The sequence below is a fragment of the Cohnella phaseoli genome, assembly GCF_003386235.1.
In the GTDB taxonomy this organism is placed as follows: domain Bacteria; phylum Bacillota; class Bacilli; order Paenibacillales; family Paenibacillaceae; genus Cohnella; species Cohnella phaseoli.
Genome location: NZ_QRDZ01000018.1, coordinates 52,824 through 70,784, shown reverse-complemented (window position 1 = coordinate 70,784; position 17,961 = coordinate 52,824). Strand labels below are relative to the sequence as shown.

Sequence of the window (17,961 nt, the reverse complement as noted above, 5' to 3'; positions counted from 1 at the left end):
GCGAAGCTACCTCCCTGCATTGTTATAGAATGCTTGTCTTAAAGCGCTTAGTCGCCTCTTCGATGTCCGTCCCAGGGGTAAAAATGCTCGACGTTCCCGCGACGAAAATGTCCGCGCCCGCCTGTCGCATCTTAAGCGCATTGTCCCAACTGACGTTGCCGTCCACCTCGATCTCGATATCCGGGCGGCCGCTTGCGGTCAGCCGCTCCTTCAACCCGGCGATTTTGCGCAGTGTTGAAGGGACGAGCTTCTGCCCCGCGAAGCCAGGATTGACCGTCATGACAAGCACGAGCTCCAAGTCGTCCAGCACCTCGTCGACGGCGTACAGCGGTGTCGCCGGATTGAGGGCGACGGAAGGCCGCGCCCCCTTGTCGCGAATATGCTGCAGCGTTCGCTGCAAATGCACCGAGGCTTCCTGATGAACCGACACGATGTCTCCTTCGCGAATGTCGAAGACGGATAACAGCGACTCCGGGCGTTCCACCATCAGATGAAAATCGAACGGAATGCTCGTCATCTCCCGAACGCAGCGGATAAAATCCGGACCAAGCGTAAAGTTAGGCACGAAGTGGCCGTCCATGACGTCGAAATGAAGATAGTCCGTTCCGGCCCGCTCCAGCGCTCGCACACTTTCCTCAAGCTTGCGGAAATCGACGCACATCATCGAAGGCGAAATTTTGCCCGACATTCGCTTCTCATCCCTTCTCACGGCTTCACGATAACGCGCAGACCTTCGTGGCTCTCTGCGACGCGAATCGCTTCCTCGATCCGTTCGAGCGGGAAGCGATGGCTAATAAACTTGGACATATCGATGATGCCGTTATTGATCAGTTCGACTGCCTGCTGATGATGGCGGGGAAGCGAGCCGTGGGCGCCGTGAACGAACAGTTCCTTGTAGTGAATCAGGTTTGTATCGAGCGGAACAATCGCCCGGTCCTTCGGCAGCCCGCCGAAGAAGTTGACCCGAGCCCTGTTCTTGGCCATGCGGATCGCGTCGACTTGGGATTCCGGCGACGGGTTGCACGTGATGACGACGTCCGCTCCGAGGCCCCCCGTTTCATCAAGCACGCGCTGCACTGCGTCTTCGTCGCCCGAACAGATGTAGGCCGCCGCTCCGAGCCGTTTCGCGATTTCGAGGCGGGGACGCGAACGATTGACGAGCAGCACTCTCGCTCCCATCTTCATCGCCACCTCGACGAGCATCATCCCGATCGGTCCGGCGCCGATGACGACGACGGTGTCCCCCAGCTTCACCTGAGACAGCTCCAATCCGTTCAATACGCAGGCAAGCGGCTCCGCCAAGGCGGCTTCCTCGTAGCTGATCCCGTCGCCGATTTTGTGTATCGGTCCGTAGTTCACGACCATCTTGTTGAGCAGAACGTATTCCGCGAAGCTGCCGGCAAACTGATAACCCATCGCGTAGTTGATCTGACAGTTGTTCCCGATGCCCGCCTCGCAAAATACGCACTCTCCGCACGGCACGTCCGCCCCGAGACATATCCGGTCGCCGACCGAGAACCGGGTGACGTTGGCGCCGACCGCGACGACGCGCCCCGCGGCTTCATGACCGAGAATTTGCGGAAGCTGCACGCGGCTGTTGCCATGACGATAGATTCGAATATCGCTGCCGCAGATGCCGACCGCCTCCACCTTCATCAGAATGCTGTCCGCGTCGACCTCCGGCGTCGGCACCTCCTTTAACGCCATTCTTTCCAACTGCTCCAATACCGCCGCTTTCATCTTTAACCCTCTCCTTTACCGATAGTCCACATCACTTTGTTGTAAAAAGCCGTCCGGTCCCGCATCATGCCGAGCGCTTCTCCAAGCTCCTCCAGCGCAACCTTATGCGTAATCAAAGGAGGGATTTGAAGCTTGCCCTGGGCCATTGCCCGTACGGCCAGCTTCCATTCGTTCTTCGGCAGCTCGGCGTAATCCGAATTCCACGTTCCGACGACGGTCAGCTGCTTGCGAAGCATTTCCCAATAGCCGTTTTGCGTCAGTCCCATCGGTCCGGACGGGTTGCCCATCAGCACGACGCGCCCTCCCGGCCGAGCCGCGCGCAGGCAGTTTTCCCACGAAGCAGGATGTCCCGCGCCTTCGACGGCGAGATCGACGCCCGTTCCCTCCGTCCGTTCCATCGTCCACGTCTGCACATCCTCGTTCGCAGCGTTCACGACGTCTGCAAAACCGTTCTCTCGGGCGAACGCAAGCTTGCTATCGTCAACGTCAGCTAGCAGCACCTGGGAAGCCCCCCAAGCTCGCGCCCACTGGGCCAACATCAAGCCGATCGGCCCGGCGCCGCTAATCAGCACACGATCGCCGATGTCCAGCCCGCCGCGCCGCAGCGCATGAATCGCGACCGCGGCCGGCTCGGCCATCGCCAGCTCCTCGCCGCTCAGCCCTTCCGGAGCCGGAATCAAATTCCATGCCGGCACGCAGACGTACTCGGCGAACGCCCCGTCCGACCGGGAGCCCTTGTAGTCGTAGGCGCTGCAAGTTGCGTAGGCGCCGACCTCGCAGCTTGGGCAGGCGCGACACGGCAGCAGCGGAAATACCGCGGCCATCGTCCCGATCAGCCGCTCGTCCTCTCCTTCGCCAACGGCTTCTACGCGCCCGGAAAACTCATGGCCCGGAATCGTCGGAAACTTGTAGGTGCCTTTCTCATAAATGCGGGGAATGTCGGAGCCGCATACGCCGCATGCCGTCACCTTCAGCAGAACCTCTCCTCTGCCGGGGGCCGGCTTCGGCACCCGCATCAGCCTCAGATCGCCGATTCCGTTCAACACCCACGCCTTCATCGTCGCCATTTTTTCCCCGCCTCCTAGTCCTTAACGAACTGCCGCCAGTAGTCCACCGATTCCTTATGATCCTGAACGATCCGGAACTCCGTCGACCATGCCTCGCGATGCGACAGCTCGAACACAAGCTCCGCCTCCTCCGCGCCGGACTGCTCAATCGCCTCCAGCAGCTTCTCTCCGTGAATGATGCCAAGCGCGTTGTACTCCTCCGTAAAAGGCCAATGTCGGCTATGATTCAGCTCCGTCTGCTGGATATGAATAATCGGGGATACGCGGCCCAGCTCCCTCACCCAGCGGTAAGGATCGCGGTCGTCCGGATGCGGAGCGTGACCAACGTCCAGACACACCTTGAAAGGCAGCCCGGCCCCGTCGTTCAAGCGCTCCAGCAGTTCTTTCGTGTCTTCGACCGTATTCGCCATTTCCCGGGGAATGGACATCGGCTCGAACGTCAGGTAGTCCATTCCCAGGTCCCGACAATACCAGCTCAGTTCCTTCCACAGCTTCAGCGCTTCTTCGATGACGAATTCCCTGCGCTTGACGTCGTCGAAGTCCGTAAACGTCAAAATGCCGAAATGGCTTCCGGTCGACCTCGCCCCGAGAGCGGCGGACGCCTTGGCGAACTTCTTGAACCACTCAAGCCAAATCCGTCGCGCTTCCGCATCCGGATGCATGAAGTGATTCACCCGCGTAAACGCGCTCGTGAACGTCGACGTCACGTTCAAACCGTACCGTTGTGTGCTTGCATTGATCCTCTCTACCTGTCTCAGGACGTAGTCGTCCGGCAGGAACACATTGAGCAAGTCCGCGACGAGCTGCACGTTGCGGACCCCCATCTCCTCGGCGACGAGCCTCGACCATACCTCCGGCTCGACGTACTTGTTGATCGCAAATCCGAGATTCATTCCCAGCTTCAATTTTGCGGGCATTCGGTTCTCTCACCCTTTTCGTATTATTGATTCATTTTTAATACTATTTTGTTTCACTGATACATTCAAGGGTGTTTTAAGCAATTTAAGTAAAAAACTGTGGCAGCCCCATTCGCATATATGAACTCGATAAACTCGTGTAATATCGCTTGAACTGAGTGGCTTTGCGGTCTGGTAGGCGGTTACTCGAGCAGATTCGAGCTTTCCTCTGCTTCTTACGGTCTGCCAGACCCTTACGCACCCAAATTCGTACTCTCAACCTCCTCTTACGGTCTGCCAGACCCTTACGCACGCAAATTCGTGCTTTCAACCTCCTCTTACGGTCTGCCAGACCCTTACGCACGCAAATTCGTGCTCTCAACCTCCTCTTACGGTCTGTCAGACCCTTACGCACCCAAATTCGTGCTTTCAACCTCCTCTTAGGGTCTGCCAGACCCTTACGCACGCAAATTCGTGCTCTCAACCTCCTCTTACGGTCTGTCAGACCCTTACGCGAGCGGATTCGAGCACTCCAGCCCTTCTTGCGGTCTGCGAGCCGTTTCTCGTAGGCATACTGATCTACCTCAGTTGGTCCGCTTTAGAAAAAGCGACGAAAATAAACAAAAACCCGCCCAAGGACCAATCGGTCCCTTGAACGGGTTTCTGTCAAATTCGTATATGCTTATATATTTGAATCTCCGATTGCTCTGACGCTATCCCGCTCCCTCAGGCGAGTCGGGATAACAAGCGGCGGACGACGGGACGACGGATCGGCGATGAGCTCGGCAAGCATTTGCGCCGCCGCAAAACCGAGCTCTAAAGCCGTCTTCTCGACGGTGGTCAGCGGCACGGGCAGCAGCTCGGAAAAGGCGAAGTCGGTAAAACCGACGATCGACAGGTCGTTTGGCACGGACATGCCGAGCCGGTACGCAACCTGCATGACGGACAACGCCACATAGTCGTTGGAACAGACGACTGCCGTCATGTCGCGGTTCGCTCCAAGGTAAGCGGCCAGCCGCTTCCCCTCCTCTTCGGACTGGGTGTGCGTGTCGCCGAGTTGATGCACGAGGCTCAAGTCTAGGCTTAAGGAAGCGTCCAGGAACGCCTGCGTATACCCGTTGAACCGATCCTCTCGACTCATCAGGCCGCGGAAGGGCTCGGAGACGTAACCGATGCGGCGATGCCCGCGTCCGATCAAATAAGCGGTCATTTCCAGCGAACCGTGAAAATGGTCGTGGTAGACGCTCGGGATGCTGATTTCCCGGAAAGCCCGGTCGACGACAACGACCGGGAAGCCCTGTGTATGAAGCCTTAACAGCACCTCGTTTAACGTATCGTGGCGCCCGGGGTATACGATCAATCCCGCCACGCCGTATCGCTGCACAAGCTCTTCCGCCATCTTGTCTTCCTTCTCCGGCTCCCCAGAAGTAAAACGGATCAACATCTCAAATCCGCGCTCGGCCAGCCCCTCCGTCAGCGCCTGCAGCACGCGCCCAACATACTCGTCCGGATCAGGCAGCAGCACACCGACCGTAGGACGGTCCGCTATGCGCAGAGGGCTTCTCTCCCGCTCCGTCCCGCCCTCCTCCGGCAGCTTGGCCAGAAACGTTCCCCGCCGCGGCATGCGGTACACAACGCCCTCGCGTGCAAGCTGAAGCAGCGCCTCCTTGCTTGTCCGGCTGCTGACGCCGTACATTCGGGCAAGCTCCGTCTCCGATGGAACGGGATCGTGCGGTTTCAGTCCTTGCTCGCGGATCAGCTCTAATATTTTCACTCTCATCTGCTCATAGAGCACGACTGGCCCCTTCGTCAACTTCTCTCTCATCGCTCGGCTCCCCAATAATACATTTACGTATCAGATGTATTATAGCGAAATTAAGGACAAGGAGAAACCCACTTCCGCTTACGCATCCCAAAAATCTCCGACTGAACGATTGGGAATTGACTACCACTAACTCACTATAATCTCATGGGGTAAACCGTTATGGCTTCGTTGGACGCTGATATGCGATTTCTTCGCCAATCCCCTCCTCCAATGCTGTCAGCACAAGTCGCTCCATGATCCAAGAGAAAAGGTTGTGGAGGACCGAAGCCTTTGGGACTTAGGTCAAAAGTGCCTTCGCGGTGACGGGACGGGAGTGTGGAGGCCAAAAAGGTGCCTTCGCGGTGGCGGGACGCGAGTGTGGAGGCAAAAAAAGTGCCTTCGCGGTGGCCGGACGAGAGTGTGGAGGCAAAAAAAGTGCCTTGGCGATGGCAGGACGGGAGTGTGAAGGCAAAAAAAGTGCCTTCGCGGTGGCCGGATGGGAGTGCGAAGGCCAAAAAGGTGCCTTCGCGGTGGCGGGACGGGAGTGCGAAGGCCAAAAAAGTGCCTTCGCGGTGGCGAGACGGGAGTGTGGAGGCAAAAAAAGTGCCTTCGCGGTGGCGAGACGGGAGCGTGGAGGCAAAAAAGGTACCTTAGTGCTACCTCAGCAGTGGAGTAACATTGCTCCTCGTCTCCGTCAAGCTGCAGGTGAGGGACGTTCAATTAGACGCACGTTATATGATGCTTTCGGGCAATTCTTACTCGCCCCCTACGCAGGTGGAATGTTCATGCGTTTGAATTGGTCGGTTTTATGTTGATACGAATGGATTAGTCGGTTAAATGTTCAGGAGTATTGATGGGTCGATTGTATGTTCACGCGTAAATTGGTCGGTGTATGTTCATGCGAGGATGGGTCGGTCATAAAAAAAACGCCAAGAAACCGCGGCTTCTTGGCGTTCTCCCCTATTAAATTATCCCCGCTTAGGCTTGCGAACAATCGCAACGATCAGCGCCAGAACGCCCGCGGCAAGTCCGGCGATCGCCAGCGACAGTGTCAATGTATCCCGCCCGCCTTCATCGTTGGCGTCGCTGGAAGCTGCAGCTGCCCCGCTCGAAGCGCCGTGTCCGTCACCGTGACCGTCGCCGGTCGCAGCCGTCACCGTAGTGATCGAGGCCGGTTTATCGGCGTCCGGTGCGCCCGTCCATTCGACGACCTCTCCGTCGGAGTAAGTCTGGTACGCTTTCCAGCTCAGTTCCTTGGCATCGTCGGCGACTTTGCCCTGCATGCGGAATTCGCCGAACTCCGTAGCGCCAAGGCCGTTTCCGGTCGCCTTCCAAGTGACGCTGACGATTTTATCCTCCGCGCCCTTCTCGATCTCATACGTCCATTCCGGCTTAGGCTCGAAACGGCTGATGTTGACGCCGTCCGGAATCGCCACCTTCACCTGGGTCGTAGCAGCGTCCTTCTCGGACGGAACGCGAACGGTGAACACTTGATAGGAGCCTGCCGGCACGGAGCCCGGTTGAACTGTCACGTGAGCGCTGGCCAAGCCCGCGAAGCCGAGCGACAGCAGAAGAACAAGCAGCAAAGATACGCTTTTTTTCATTGGAATATCCAACCTTCCTGATTCGATTAGTTAACGATATTTCACAGTATAGTCCGTTCCCGGCAGCGGCGCATGACCCGAAAGAGTCATTTCGTTCTGCTCATTGTGACAATATTGAAACATCGCCGTTCGTCTACTCCGGCTCGACCATTCCCCGTTCATAAGCATATCGGGTCAACTGAACCCGGTTATCGAGATGAAGCTTCTGCAAAATATTTTTCAAATGATTTTTGACCGTATGCTCGGACAGCCCGAGCAATGCGGCGATTTCCCGGTTCGTCTGCCCACGGGCGACCTCTTGGAGAATATCCCGCTCCCGCGGCGTCAATCCGCCGCCGTCCTGCGGCCGCTCCCTGGTCGGGTCCGTCGCGTGACCGGGCTTGCGATCGGCAAACTCGCGAAGGATCGACATGGCTACGTCCGGATTCAACGGAGCTTCGTCGAATGCGACCGCGCGCAAATAATCCCGCCAAGCGGCAGGATTCAAGTTTTTCAGCAAGTAGCCCTGCGCGCCCTTCTTAAGCGCCTCGAACAGATGCGAGACATCGTCCGACACCGTTACCATTACGATCTTCACCGCGGGAAACGACGTTTTGATCGCCTTGACCGCTTCCAATCCGCCCATTCCCGGCATGTTGATATCCATCAAAATCATATCCGGCGCAAGCTCCTCCGTCATTCGAAGCGCTTCCTCGCCGCTGGCGGCTTCCCCGACGACGGTGAACTCCTCCAGCGAGGATACGATCGTCCTCATCCCTTCTCTCGCGTGCCGATGGTCGTCGGCCAGCAGCAATCGTACGACCCTGTTCATTCCTTCTTCGCCTTCCTCCCGCTTTTGACGAGCTCCACTACCGTCCGTTCCCCACGTCGTTCGGCCAGGAACGACCAGCCCATCGCTCCGGCCCGGTCCCTGACCATGCGCAAGCCGAAACGCCCCTGCGCCTGAAACGGATCGCCGCCGAACCCAACGCCATCGTCTTCGATACGGCAGCGAAAACCGCCCGCTCCGTCCGGTTCCCCGACAACATACACATGCGAAGCTCTCGCATGTTTGCGAACGTTGACCAGCGCCTCCCGAACGCAGGCGTGAAGCTCCACCTTCTCCTTGTCGGTCAAGCCGTCATCCGGAATCGTCCACTGAAAATCCGCCCTGGCTCCGCTAAGCTCCGCCGTCTCGCCGAGCAGCTCCCGCAGCGGTCCGACCCACGCGGCCGATTCCGGCGAAGGAGGAAGGCGCAGATTGGCGATCGCCTGGCGTACATCCTCGTGCATGACCCGGACCGTCTCCCTAAGCCCTTTGGCCAGCTCCCGCACCGATTCCTCCCGGCTAGCCCCGTCAAGCTGGTCCAGCTTAACGGCGAGCAGAAACAACGACTGCGAAATTCCGTCATGGAGCTCCCGCGCCAAGCTCTCCCGTTCCTCTAACGCCGCCTTCCCTTCCTTCTCCCGCTGCAGTTCCTTTTGGGACTGCTCCAGACGCGCGAACAAGCTGCGTACCAACGTCAAGGTAACGGCCAGCACGATAAACGGCGCCAACAGGTTGCCCAGCTCCATCGACACATACGGCAGCAGGAAGGCATGCCTGACATATTCCCACAGGCCGATCGTCAGCGTCGGAATGAGTAAAATCAGCCATTTGATTCTTCTGTCCTTACTCCGGTTATCCAACCCGCTTCCCCCTCCCCGCTCCCGTCGCTACGCGCTGTGTGATCGAAATCGGACTTTTTGAAACAATTGCTAATAGATACGATACGTCGTCTCTACAACCCGCTCCGTATCTTCCGCATCGGTAACCCGGACCTGCGCCTTCCATTGTCCTGCGAACGGCAGATAAGGCCCCTCCGCCGTATACGTCGATTTCTTATAATCCGGAAATGCATCCTGCTCTTCGTCCTCGTACGGCTGAAGCGGTACGTCGATATAGCCCATCCCTTCCCGATCGAGCGGGAGCAGACGCAATTGAACGCTTTTCGCCTCGCCTTTGCCGACCCATTCGGGCAGCCATATTTTCAATGTAAACCGGTTTTCACCGGGCGTATTCGGCGAGATGCGCAGCGTGACGTGCATATCCGTGCCCATCTTGTGATAGCTGAGCGGCTCGTTGACCGGCAGCGGCGTCTGATAGGTCAGAATGCCGACGCAGAGCACGATGCCCGCCAGCAGACCGATGTCCACCTTCAGCAGACTCCCGCGCGGAAGCTCGCCCTTCTTCAGGCGCAACCGGATCAAGAACGCCGTCACGGCTACGAGCAGAGAGATGGCGATTTTGGCGATCAGCCATTTGCCCCAGGCGGTGTACTGCAAATATTCCAAGGAAGGCAAATATTTGAGCGTCGACAGAATCCCCGTCACCCACAGCGCGAGGAACGAAATCAACGCCCATTTGGAGAAGACGAGCGCAAAACGTCCCGCCTCGGGCCGTTCCTTGTACCACACCGCGAGCAGCAGCACTAGCCCTCCGCTCCATAAAGCGGCGGCAACCAGATGCGCATAATCCAGCGATATCGTGTAAGAAATCGGGTCAAACGCCGCCGCATGCCCCGACCAAGCTTCCGCGAACAACGCGAGCGCAGCCCAGACCACCCTCAGGAAACCTTTCAGCGAAGGAAGCAAAGGAGCCGCCAGTGCCAGCAGCAGTTCGGCAATGTACAATCTTCCGATCGTCGTTTCCGTCAAAATGCGGCCCCACTCGGATAGCGGCTCCCCTTGGCCCAGATCGCGCAGGCTGAAGAAAACGTAAGCAAGCGTGGCGATCAACGCGAATTTGCCCGCCAGGCCCAGCGACCGGGAATGCGTATCGCGAACGATCGGCGACATGGTGCGCAGCAAGCTCCACAGCGCCAGTCCGGTCGCAGCGAGAAGCCCGGCGTAATACAAAATTCTGGCCGCGTACAGCAGGAAGGAGTCCGCGCCCAGACCCGCTCCGCCATGATTGTGGGAATGGCCGACCTGCTGATGCGGGTCCAGCTTGCTCTTATCAAGCGGCGCGGGATTGCCCACCGTAAACACGTAAGCCCCGGAAATCGGGTGTCCGTCGGCCGAAATGACCGAATAGGAGACGGTATAGTGCCCTTCCCCGAGCTTCGTCAGTCCGACTCGGATCCCTTTGCCTTCTTCGATGCGCTCAAGCTCGCCCTTGGCGACGTTCTTCGACGACTCGTTAAGTACGAGCAGCTTGGCTCCTCCGTTGTCCAGCCTTTCGTTAAAGACGATCTCCACCGCATCCGGACTTGCGTCCATCCGGGAATCCGCCTGCGGACTCGCCTTCTCCAGCGTGGCGTGGGCTTGCGCCTGCCGCGGGGCTCCGAAAAGCGAAAACAGAACAAAACCTGCGCCCAACAAAGCGATGGCGAAGACGCGCACCAACCATTTTCTATCCCTTAATTCTAGCTTTCTTAAATACAACATTTATGCCTCCTCCCGGATCTTTCAACCGTTCGCAGCAGCCGACTCCCGTTTCGATTTGTCCAGCTCGTACAAGCTCTGGAACTGATCGGGCGGAACCGGCTTGGAGAAATAATAGCCTTGGGCCTCCTGACATTTCAGCTCTTTCAGGAAGGCGACCTGACCCTCGTTCTCCACTCCTTCGGCCGTCACCTTGATCTCCAGACTAAGCGCCATCGCGGAAATGCCCGACACGATGGCCGCATCGTTGCGATCCGTCAGCACCTCGTCCACGAATGTGCGGTCGATCTTCAGCTTGTCGATCGGGAACCGCTTCAAATAATACAGCGAGCTGTAGCCGGTCCCGAAATCGTCGATGCTGATTCGCACCCCCAGCTTCTTGAGCTGCTTCAGCATCTCGGTCGCATAGGTGACATCGGCCATGATGCTCTCGGTAATCTCGAGCTCCAGCCACCGGGGCGGCAACCCCGTCTCCGATAATATTTTTTCGATGCGAGCGCAAAGATCGTGTTGACGGAATTGACGAATCGATAAGTTGACAGACAGAACGATCGGCGGCAGTCCGAGATCGTGCCAACTCTTCATTTGCCGGCAGGCGTTGCGCAGCACCCATTCCCCCAGCGGTAAAATGAAGCCGTTCTCCTCGCATAGCGGAATGAACTCGGAGGGAGGGATTTCCCCCTTCTGCGGATGCTGCCATCTAAGCAGCACTTCGACTCCCACGAGATGATCTTGGCTAAGATCGACCAGCGGCTGGTACACCAGGCGAAACTGCCCAAGCTCCAGCGCAATGCGCAGATCGTTCTCCAGCAACAATCTCTCCCTGGCCTTCTGATTCATCCTCGTCTCATATCTTTTCCAGCCGTTGCGCGATTCCTTCGCCCCGTACATCGCCGTGTCGGCGTTTTGCAGCAGCAGGTCGAGCGTTTGGCCGTCTTCCGGATAGATCGCCAGTCCGACGCTGCCCGTAATGTGGAAAGCGGACGGGCCGGCCTTCAGCGGTTGGTCGAACAGATCGACCAGCCGCTGCGCCTCCTCCTCCGCTTCGTTCGCGTCGCGGATGTCGCTCAGCAGCACCGTAAACTCGTCGCCGCCGAGTCGGAACACGTTATCCGGGCTGTTCACGTTGGCCGTCAAACGCTTGGCGATCGAGACGAGCAACTGGTCGCCGAACGAATGGCCCATCGAATCGTTGATCGTCTTGAAGCGATCGATGTCGAGCCATAGCAGCGCGAAACGACTGCCATCCTTGTACGATTGGGTCATCTCGGACCGAACGCGTTCCGAGAATAGCCGGCGGTTGGGAAGAGCGGTCAATTCGTCGTGGTAGGCCATATACTGAATGCGGGCTTCCGCCTTTTTCTGTCTTCTGTGAGGCTCCTCGATCAGAACGAAATAAATCCCCTTCAGCAGAAAATAATAGCCGATCAGCTTAAACCCTTCTCCGAACAGATCTTGCGGCGAGCCAAGCCCGCTGCCCAGCATTTTCTCCAGCTTGGCCAGCAGCAGCCAGATGAGCGCCTGGACGATCGTAAGCATCGATTCCGGGCGTTCGACCCGATTGCGATACAGCAGCGCGAAGATCGTTGCCGCATAACACAGCAGCGTTAGGATTTGCTGGTACGGTTCGATCGAATCGATCAATGAAATATTCCAGCTTTCGGCGCGAAAAACGAAAGCTGCGGCGACCGCAACGGTAACGAGTACGGGAATGATCGCCAGAATGCGAGTTTGCGGCTTTACTTGCGCGTTGCCGAGCGAGAAAATGACAAGCAGGCCGACCGCCCCGGTCGATTCGGCGATCCATTCCAACAGAACGCTTGGCGTGTCGCCGACCGCCCCTTCGTACAAAGGCATGCTCGGAGCGCTTATGGCGTGCAGCAGTCCCAGCAACCCGACCGCCGAGAACAACGCCGCCGTCATCAGTCTGTGCCTGCACAAGGTCGGCACGAATACCATCCAGCCTAGGATAAGCAAGGCAAAACAAACTGCGAAAGCCAATGATTCCAAAATGAGGTGAATAGCGTAGCGATCGAGCGAATCAAGCGGCGTCTGGAGCCAGCCGCCGCTCCATTGGATGCCGGCGAACGCAACGGCCGCCAGAACGACCGTCCAGACCGTTTTCAATTCCGTGCGATTAATCCACATACACTGCCTCCGACGAATTCCCTTTTCAATGCCCGGTCATCAATACTAAATTTTCCACATGAACAACTTCTTTTCCTGCACGAAAAACTGCGGTCATTCGACAATTATTCGACGCTTTTCGTCTCGTTTGCATGCGGAGCGGCGATTTCGAATCCCTCTTGCTGCAACTTCTCGGCAATTTGTCGGGCAAGCTCCGCCGCTTGCGGCGTGTCTCCATGCACGCATAACGTCTGGAATCTTCCTTGTCCGGCTAATGCAAGAGCTTGTCGAACGACGTCCTCCGACCGTTCCAGCACCGCACCCGGCAATCGCCGCGATACCAGCTGTCCATCCGGCAAATAAGCGCGATCGGTGAAGCCTTCGGCCGCATAGCCGATGCCGAACTTCGCGGCGGCAGCCTCCAAGCAGCTGCCCGGCAGTCCGTACAGCAGCAGCCCCGGGTCCAGGCTCCGCACCGCCTGCACAACCTCCTCGGCAAGATTCGCATCCTTGGATGCCATATGGTAGAAAGCGCCGTGAAGCTTCACATGCCGCAGTCGTCCTCCCGCCGCGCGCGCGAAACCGGACAGCGCTCCGACCTGGTACAGGATAAAGTCCGCCGCTTCGCGCGGGGAAATCGCCAGCTCTCTCCGTCCGAAGCCAAGACGGTCGGGCACGCCGGGATGCGCTCCGATCGCTACTCCCCTGCTCACGCAGGCTTCTACGGTCGCCCGCATCGTATGCGGATCGCCCGCGTGGAAACCGCAGGCGATGTTCGCAGACGACACGACGTCGAACAGCCGCTCATCCTCCCCGTATTCGTAGGCGCCGAAGCCTTCCCCCAAATCCGCGTTCAAATCTATTTTCATTTCGCTTCTCCTTTACTCGCGGCTTGTGCGAATCGCAGGCCGATTCCGGCTTTCAGCAGCGCATGCTCTCGGAGCCTCCGCCTCCACGCCTGCTCGGCTTCCTCAAGCGTAACCGCCTCGAAGGCGAGCCTGCAGCCCGGCGCCGCTTGCGCCAGCAACGGCCAATCGGCCCCGATGACGTGCCCGATCTTCGGATAGCCGCCCGTCGGCTGACAGCCCGCTCCCAGCACGATCGGCTTTCCGTCCGAAGGCACCTGAATCGTCCCGGCGACGACGCTGTGCGAATCCAGTTCGGTTCCTCCGTCCCGAATCAACGGGTCGCCGGCCAGCCTCAAGCCCATCCGATCCGAAGAGGCTTCCACCCGATACTCGGCGTCAAGCAGCCGCTCTCTGGACGCCTCGGTAAACTCCTCCCACTCTTCTCCCGGCACAATGCGAAGCGTAAAGCCTTCTCCGCCAGGCCAAGCCAAGCTGCTTATATCGTCGGCGGCATGCCAGCTTACAGAGCTCCATGCAGCTTGCTCGTCAGCGGCTTCAGCTTGCTTCCTAAGCGCCCTTAACAATGCCTCCGCACGGAAGGCAGGAGCTCCGGCGGCAAGCGCATCTCCGGCCGCGAGCGGCCGACCGCCGCCGCCGAAGCCCGCTCGCGGCTCCGCGCTGCGGCTTCCGAGAACCTCCGGCACGTCGATCCCGCCGGCGATCGCCACGTAGGCGCGACAGCCGGAACGAAGCTTGCCGAACGATAGCTCCGTGCCTGCGGATACATATACCGGCCTGTTCAGCGGAACGGGATCGCCCGCCGCAAGCGGCGATATATCCGCGCCGCAGATGGCCAGCAGCAAATCTCGCTCGGCTAAATAGGTGCCGCCGACCATCGTCAGCTCCAGCACGGCGGCTTCCTCCTCATTGCCGACAAGCAGGTTGGCCCTGCGCATCGCCCAAGCGTCCATTGCCCCTCCGGCCGGTACGCCGTAAGCCCGCCAGCCTGCGCGCCCGGCATCCTGCACGGTCGTCAGCAGCCCCGGCTTCAGCACCCTGAGCGCCGGGGTCTCCGGAGCGAAGAAAGTATTTTTCTCCCCGTCTTCCCGCAGCTCCAGCTCTGTGGAGAGAACAAAGCTGACGGCGTCGCCCGGCTTGAGCAGGAAGGGCTCCCGTTCCTCCGGCCGAAATAGCGGAACGGCCGTTCGGCCAATGACTTGCCAACCTCCCGGCGATTCGTTCGGATAGATACAGGTTCGGCCGCCGGCCACAGCCACTGATCCGGCCGGTACCCGCTTGCGCGGACTAGGCCTGCGAGGCTGCTCCAGCCTTTCGTCCAGCCCGCTTAAATAAGGAAATCCCGGAGCGAACCCGATCATCTCCACCTTGTACTCGGCTGCGGCGTGAAGCTCTGCGAACTGCGACTCCGTCATGCGGCTTCTGGCTGCGCAAGCCTCCAAATCCGGTCCGTTCTCTCCCCCGTAAACGACGGGCAATTCGACCCGCCGGGCGGCCGGCGGATTTACCGCTTCATAATCGTTCCACAGCCCGATCAATTCCGTCGCCGCATCCTCTATCGATGAACAAGAAGGCTTCAAATAAAAAGCGATCGCTCCGCTGACCGCCGCAGCTTCCAGCAGCCAAGACAGCCCCAATCCGGCAATGGCGGAAGCGCGCGCGGCAAGATAGGCGGTCTCTACCGGCTCGCGCCAACGGAAAACAAACGCCCGATCTCCCAGCGAGATCGTCTCGAACGCATGTTTACGCATTCGGAGCCTCCTTTCCGTAACTTTCATTTGCAACGTTTTCGAAGATCACGGTACAATTATACTATAGGCAAGATCGGATTGGTTCAAAAGCGGAATCGCAGTCACACCGGAAAGGCTGATCTTCGTTAAGCCAGGCGCCGACGAAGAATCGGCCTTTCCCCGTGCGCATCCCCATTCGAAAGAGACCGCCTCTTGTCCGCCCCGTACATCTCTAAGGGAGGGACCCGCAAATTGGAAAAGTGGATAAGGACAATCGCCAAGCTGCGTTGGGTCGTACTGGCGGCTTGGCTGGCGGCAGCTCTTCTCTCGTTATTCGCGCTGCCGAACCTGCAGACGATTCTTAAGCATTCGGAGCAGCGGTTTCTGCCGGATAGCGCGGACTCTGTGCAGGCGACGCAACTGCTGCAAAATATCGATCCAGGCAATCGTTCCCTCTCCGGAGCCGTGCTGGTTTTCTCCCGAGACGAAGGCTTGCGCGAGTCGGACAACGACTGGTTGAATGCAACGCTTCATGAAATCGACAACCGCAAAGCCGAGCTGGGCATAACTAGCGTTGTCTCTTCTCTCACGCAGCCGGAGCTCGCAGAACGGCTGCTCAGCCAAGACGGGACGACCCGTCTTGTGCTGGTCAATCTGCCCGCCGCCGACTTCGAGGACGTCACGCAGGCGACGCTAGGCCGCTTGAAAAACATGCTCGCCTCCGCCCCCGAAGGAGCTAATGCGCTGCTGACCGGAAGCGCGCCGCTGTCCCAGGATTTTCAGAAGTCCGCCGAAAACGGTCTGCGTCGCACCGAGATGCTGACGATTGGCCTTGTGCTCGCCATACTTCTGATGCTGTTTCGCTCCCCCGTGGCCCCGCTGCTCCCCCTAGTTACAATAGGGATCAGCTTCGCCGTATCGGAGGGACTGCTTGGAGCTTTAACGCAGTGGGGGATTCCGATTTCTCATTTCACCGAATCTTTTCTGATCGCGGTTTTGTTCGGCGCGGGAACGGATTATTGTATTCTATTGATCCAACGTTACAGGGAAGAACTACAGAGCGAAAGCGGCGGAAAAATCAACCGGGTCGACGCGCTCGTCCGTACGATGACGAGCGTAGGCGGCACGATTCTATATGCGGCCAGCACCGTATTCGCCGCCTTTCTGCTGCTCGGTGCCGCGGAGTTCGGCCTTTACCGCTCCGCCGTCGGCGTGTCGCTCGGCGTGTTAATTACGGTTGCGGCCGCGTGGACGCTGACGCCGTCGCTGCTGCTAATATTCGGCAAGGCGGCGTTCTGGCCCGCTCGCCGCAAACCTGCTGCTCGTTCCAAGCCGCTATGGGACAAATTGGCCGCCATCTCCATGAAGAAGGCGGCACTCGTGCTGATCGTCTCCGTCGTCTGTCTCGCGCCTCTAGCTTTGCTCTTCCAAGGCAAGAGAACGTTCGACGACCTGTCCGAAATCGATCCGAAGCTGGAATCCGTTATCGGCTTCCGGCAAGTCGAGAAGGCGTTCAGCGCCGGAGAAGTGTTCCCGGTCACGATCGCGGTCACGGCCAAGCAATCGATGCGAACCACATCCGGCCTGGCGGCGCTGGAGCAAGTAAGCGCGGAGCTGGCCGCTCTCCCGTACGTGCGCGAGGTGCGCAGCGCCGTTCGCCCGCTTGGAAGGAAGCCGGAGCAGTTGACCGTGTCCGGACAGCTTAAAGGCCCGAACGTCGGAGAACTCATCCGAGCGCTGGAGGGCGAACAGCAAATTTTAATGGCCGCTCTGCGAGAAATCGCGATTCATTCCACTCCGCTAAGTCAGGGCATGCTCGGTATCTTATCGTCCGCCCGGCAACTGCAGGAGGGGTTCTCCCAGCTGCTTCAGTCGCAGTTCGACTCCTGGAAGCGGCTTGAGATTGCCAATCCGGCGCAGCAAGAGGGTTCTAAGCTCAGCGCAGGAGAACAAGCGCTCAACTACTACATCGCTCCGGACGGACGAACGGCGAAGTTCGAGCTGCTGCTCAAGCCCCATCCCTATTCAGACGAGGCGATGGATGCGATTCCCGAGCTTGCGAGCTTTGTTCTCAACAGCATGGATCGTACTTGGCTGGAACAGCCCCAGGCGTTCGTCACCGGCGTAACTGCCAAATACAAGGAGCTAAGCGGGATTTCCTGGCGGGATTTCGCCCGCACCGGCTGTCTCGTGCTGGCCGGAATCGCGGCGGTGCTGGCGCTCCTGCTCCGCTCGTTCGTCAAGCCGTTGTGCCTCTTGCTGTCGCTCGGCTTGAATTATTTGATCACGATGGGAGTTCTGGAGTTCATCTTCGTGAGGGTGCTCGGCTATGCCGGGTTGTCGTGGACCGTCTCGTTCTTCGTCTTCATTATTACCGTCGCGCTTGGCGTCGACTACGGCATCTTCCTGATGGCGCGATTTAAGGAGGAGGCGCAGCGCAGCCCGAGAGCGGAGGCGATGGCCGTCGCCTTGTCGACAACCGGCGGCATCATTCGCTCGGCAGCCGCGATTATGGCGGGAACGTTCGGCGCGCTCGCCTTCTCGGGGCTGGATACGCTAGTCCAGATCGGCGTCGGAGCGCTGATCGGCTTGCTGCTGTACGCAACTCTATTCATGGGGCTTATCGTGCCCTCGATGATCCACTTATTCGGCAGATCAGGCAGCAAGCGATAGACATGGCGGGGCTGCAAGCAGGCAAATGCGGCTTCCGCCTAAGCTTCCG

Annotated in this window: 13 protein-coding genes; 1 reads left to right on the top strand and 12 read right to left on the bottom strand. The window is 58.7% G+C overall.

What is annotated here, in order from left to right; translation table 11 throughout:
* Positions 1-22 precede the first annotated feature (22 nt).
* The 12 genes from rpe to pxpB form a co-directional block, all read right to left on the bottom strand.
* Complete coding sequence (rpe, locus tag DFP98_RS21540; protein ID WP_116062677.1) at positions 23-688, bottom strand: ribulose-phosphate 3-epimerase; 666 nt, start codon at positions 686-688, stop codon at positions 23-25.
* A 17-nt stretch (positions 689-705) separates the two neighbouring features.
* Entirely contained in the window at positions 706-1,740 is a 1,035-nt protein-coding gene (locus tag DFP98_RS21535) for an alcohol dehydrogenase catalytic domain-containing protein (RefSeq protein WP_116062676.1), read from the bottom strand.
* Positions 1,741-1,742: 2 nt separating this feature from the next.
* Entirely contained in the window at positions 1,743-2,807 is a 1,065-nt protein-coding gene (locus DFP98_RS21530) for a galactitol-1-phosphate 5-dehydrogenase (protein WP_116062675.1), read from the bottom strand.
* Positions 2,808-2,821: 14 nt separating this feature from the next.
* Positions 2,822-3,724, bottom strand: a complete 903-nt coding sequence (locus DFP98_RS21525) for a sugar phosphate isomerase/epimerase family protein (protein ID WP_116062674.1) — start codon at positions 3,722-3,724, stop codon at positions 2,822-2,824.
* Positions 3,725-4,385: 661 nt separating this feature from the next.
* Positions 4,386-5,528 (bottom strand): GntR family transcriptional regulator, encoded by a 1,143-nt coding sequence (locus tag DFP98_RS21520; protein ID WP_116062673.1) that lies wholly within the window; start codon positions 5,526-5,528, stop codon positions 4,386-4,388.
* Between the two features lie 947 nt (positions 5,529-6,475).
* Complete coding sequence (locus tag DFP98_RS21510) at positions 6,476-7,111, bottom strand: YcnI family copper-binding membrane protein (RefSeq protein ID WP_116062671.1); 636 nt, start codon at positions 7,109-7,111, stop codon at positions 6,476-6,478.
* Between the two features lie 133 nt (positions 7,112-7,244).
* Positions 7,245-7,922, bottom strand: a complete 678-nt coding sequence (locus tag DFP98_RS21505; RefSeq protein ID WP_116062670.1) for a response regulator — start codon at positions 7,920-7,922, stop codon at positions 7,245-7,247.
* Positions 7,919-8,779: a sensor histidine kinase gene (locus DFP98_RS21500; protein WP_116062669.1), complete on the bottom strand. Its 861-nt coding sequence runs from the start codon at positions 8,777-8,779 to the stop codon at positions 7,919-7,921. Before DFP98_RS21500 ends, DFP98_RS21505 begins: the two co-directional genes overlap by 4 nt.
* 69 nt (positions 8,780-8,848) lie before the next feature.
* Positions 8,849-10,519 carry a copper resistance CopC/CopD family protein gene (locus tag DFP98_RS21495; protein WP_147310257.1) on the bottom strand — a complete coding sequence of 557 codons (1,671 nt, stop codon included), beginning with the start codon at positions 10,517-10,519 and terminating at the stop codon, positions 8,849-8,851.
* A 21-nt stretch (positions 10,520-10,540) separates the two neighbouring features.
* Positions 10,541-12,664, bottom strand: a complete 2,124-nt coding sequence (locus DFP98_RS21485) for a putative bifunctional diguanylate cyclase/phosphodiesterase (protein WP_116062666.1) — start codon at positions 12,662-12,664, stop codon at positions 10,541-10,543.
* A gap of 104 nt (positions 12,665-12,768) precedes the next feature.
* The gene (locus DFP98_RS21480; protein WP_116062665.1) at positions 12,769-13,512 is read right to left on the bottom strand and encodes a LamB/YcsF family protein; all 744 of its coding nucleotides are present in this window, start codon (positions 13,510-13,512) and stop codon (positions 12,769-12,771) included.
* Positions 13,509-15,260, bottom strand: coding sequence for a 5-oxoprolinase subunit PxpB (gene pxpB / locus DFP98_RS21475; RefSeq protein ID WP_181917839.1), 1,752 nt, complete (start codon positions 15,258-15,260; stop codon positions 13,509-13,511). Before pxpB ends, DFP98_RS21480 begins: the two co-directional genes overlap by 4 nt.
* A 231-nt stretch (positions 15,261-15,491) precedes the next feature.
* On the opposite strand from pxpB, the gene DFP98_RS21470 reads away from it, so the two are divergent.
* On the top strand, positions 15,492-17,912 hold the full coding sequence (locus DFP98_RS21470; RefSeq protein ID WP_147310256.1) for an MMPL family transporter: 2,421 nt from the start codon (positions 15,492-15,494) through the stop codon (positions 17,910-17,912).
* The last annotated feature ends 49 nt before the right edge of the window (positions 17,913-17,961 follow it).

Bases quoted from the DNA above. Each gene is read 5' to 3' on its own strand.
- DFP98_RS21510 (WP_116062671.1), bottom strand. From the start codon at position 7,111: ATGAAAAAAAGCGTATCTTTGCTGCTTGTTCTTCTGCTGTCGCTCGGC.
- DFP98_RS21480 (WP_116062665.1), bottom strand. From the start codon at position 13,512: ATGAAAATAGATTTGAACGCGGATTTGGGGGAAGGCTTCGGCGCCTAC.
- DFP98_RS21525 (WP_116062674.1), bottom strand. From the start codon at position 3,724: ATGCCCGCAAAATTGAAGCTGGGAATGAATCTCGGATTTGCGATCAAC.
- DFP98_RS21520 (WP_116062673.1), bottom strand. From the start codon at position 5,528: ATGAGAGAGAAGTTGACGAAGGGGCCAGTCGTGCTCTATGAGCAGATG.
- DFP98_RS21530 (WP_116062675.1), bottom strand. From the start codon at position 2,807: ATGGCGACGATGAAGGCGTGGGTGTTGAACGGAATCGGCGATCTGAGG.
- DFP98_RS21495 (WP_147310257.1), bottom strand. From the start codon at position 10,519: ATGTTGTATTTAAGAAAGCTAGAATTAAGGGATAGAAAATGGTTGGTG.
- DFP98_RS21505 (WP_116062670.1), bottom strand. From the start codon at position 7,922: ATGAACAGGGTCGTACGATTGCTGCTGGCCGACGACCATCGGCACGCG.
- rpe (WP_116062677.1), bottom strand. From the start codon at position 688: ATGTCGGGCAAAATTTCGCCTTCGATGATGTGCGTCGATTTCCGCAAG.
- pxpB (WP_181917839.1), bottom strand. From the start codon at position 15,260: ATGCGTAAACATGCGTTCGAGACGATCTCGCTGGGAGATCGGGCGTTT.
- DFP98_RS21485 (WP_116062666.1), bottom strand. From the start codon at position 12,664: ATGTGGATTAATCGCACGGAATTGAAAACGGTCTGGACGGTCGTTCTG.
- DFP98_RS21535 (WP_116062676.1), bottom strand. From the start codon at position 1,740: ATGAAAGCGGCGGTATTGGAGCAGTTGGAAAGAATGGCGTTAAAGGAG.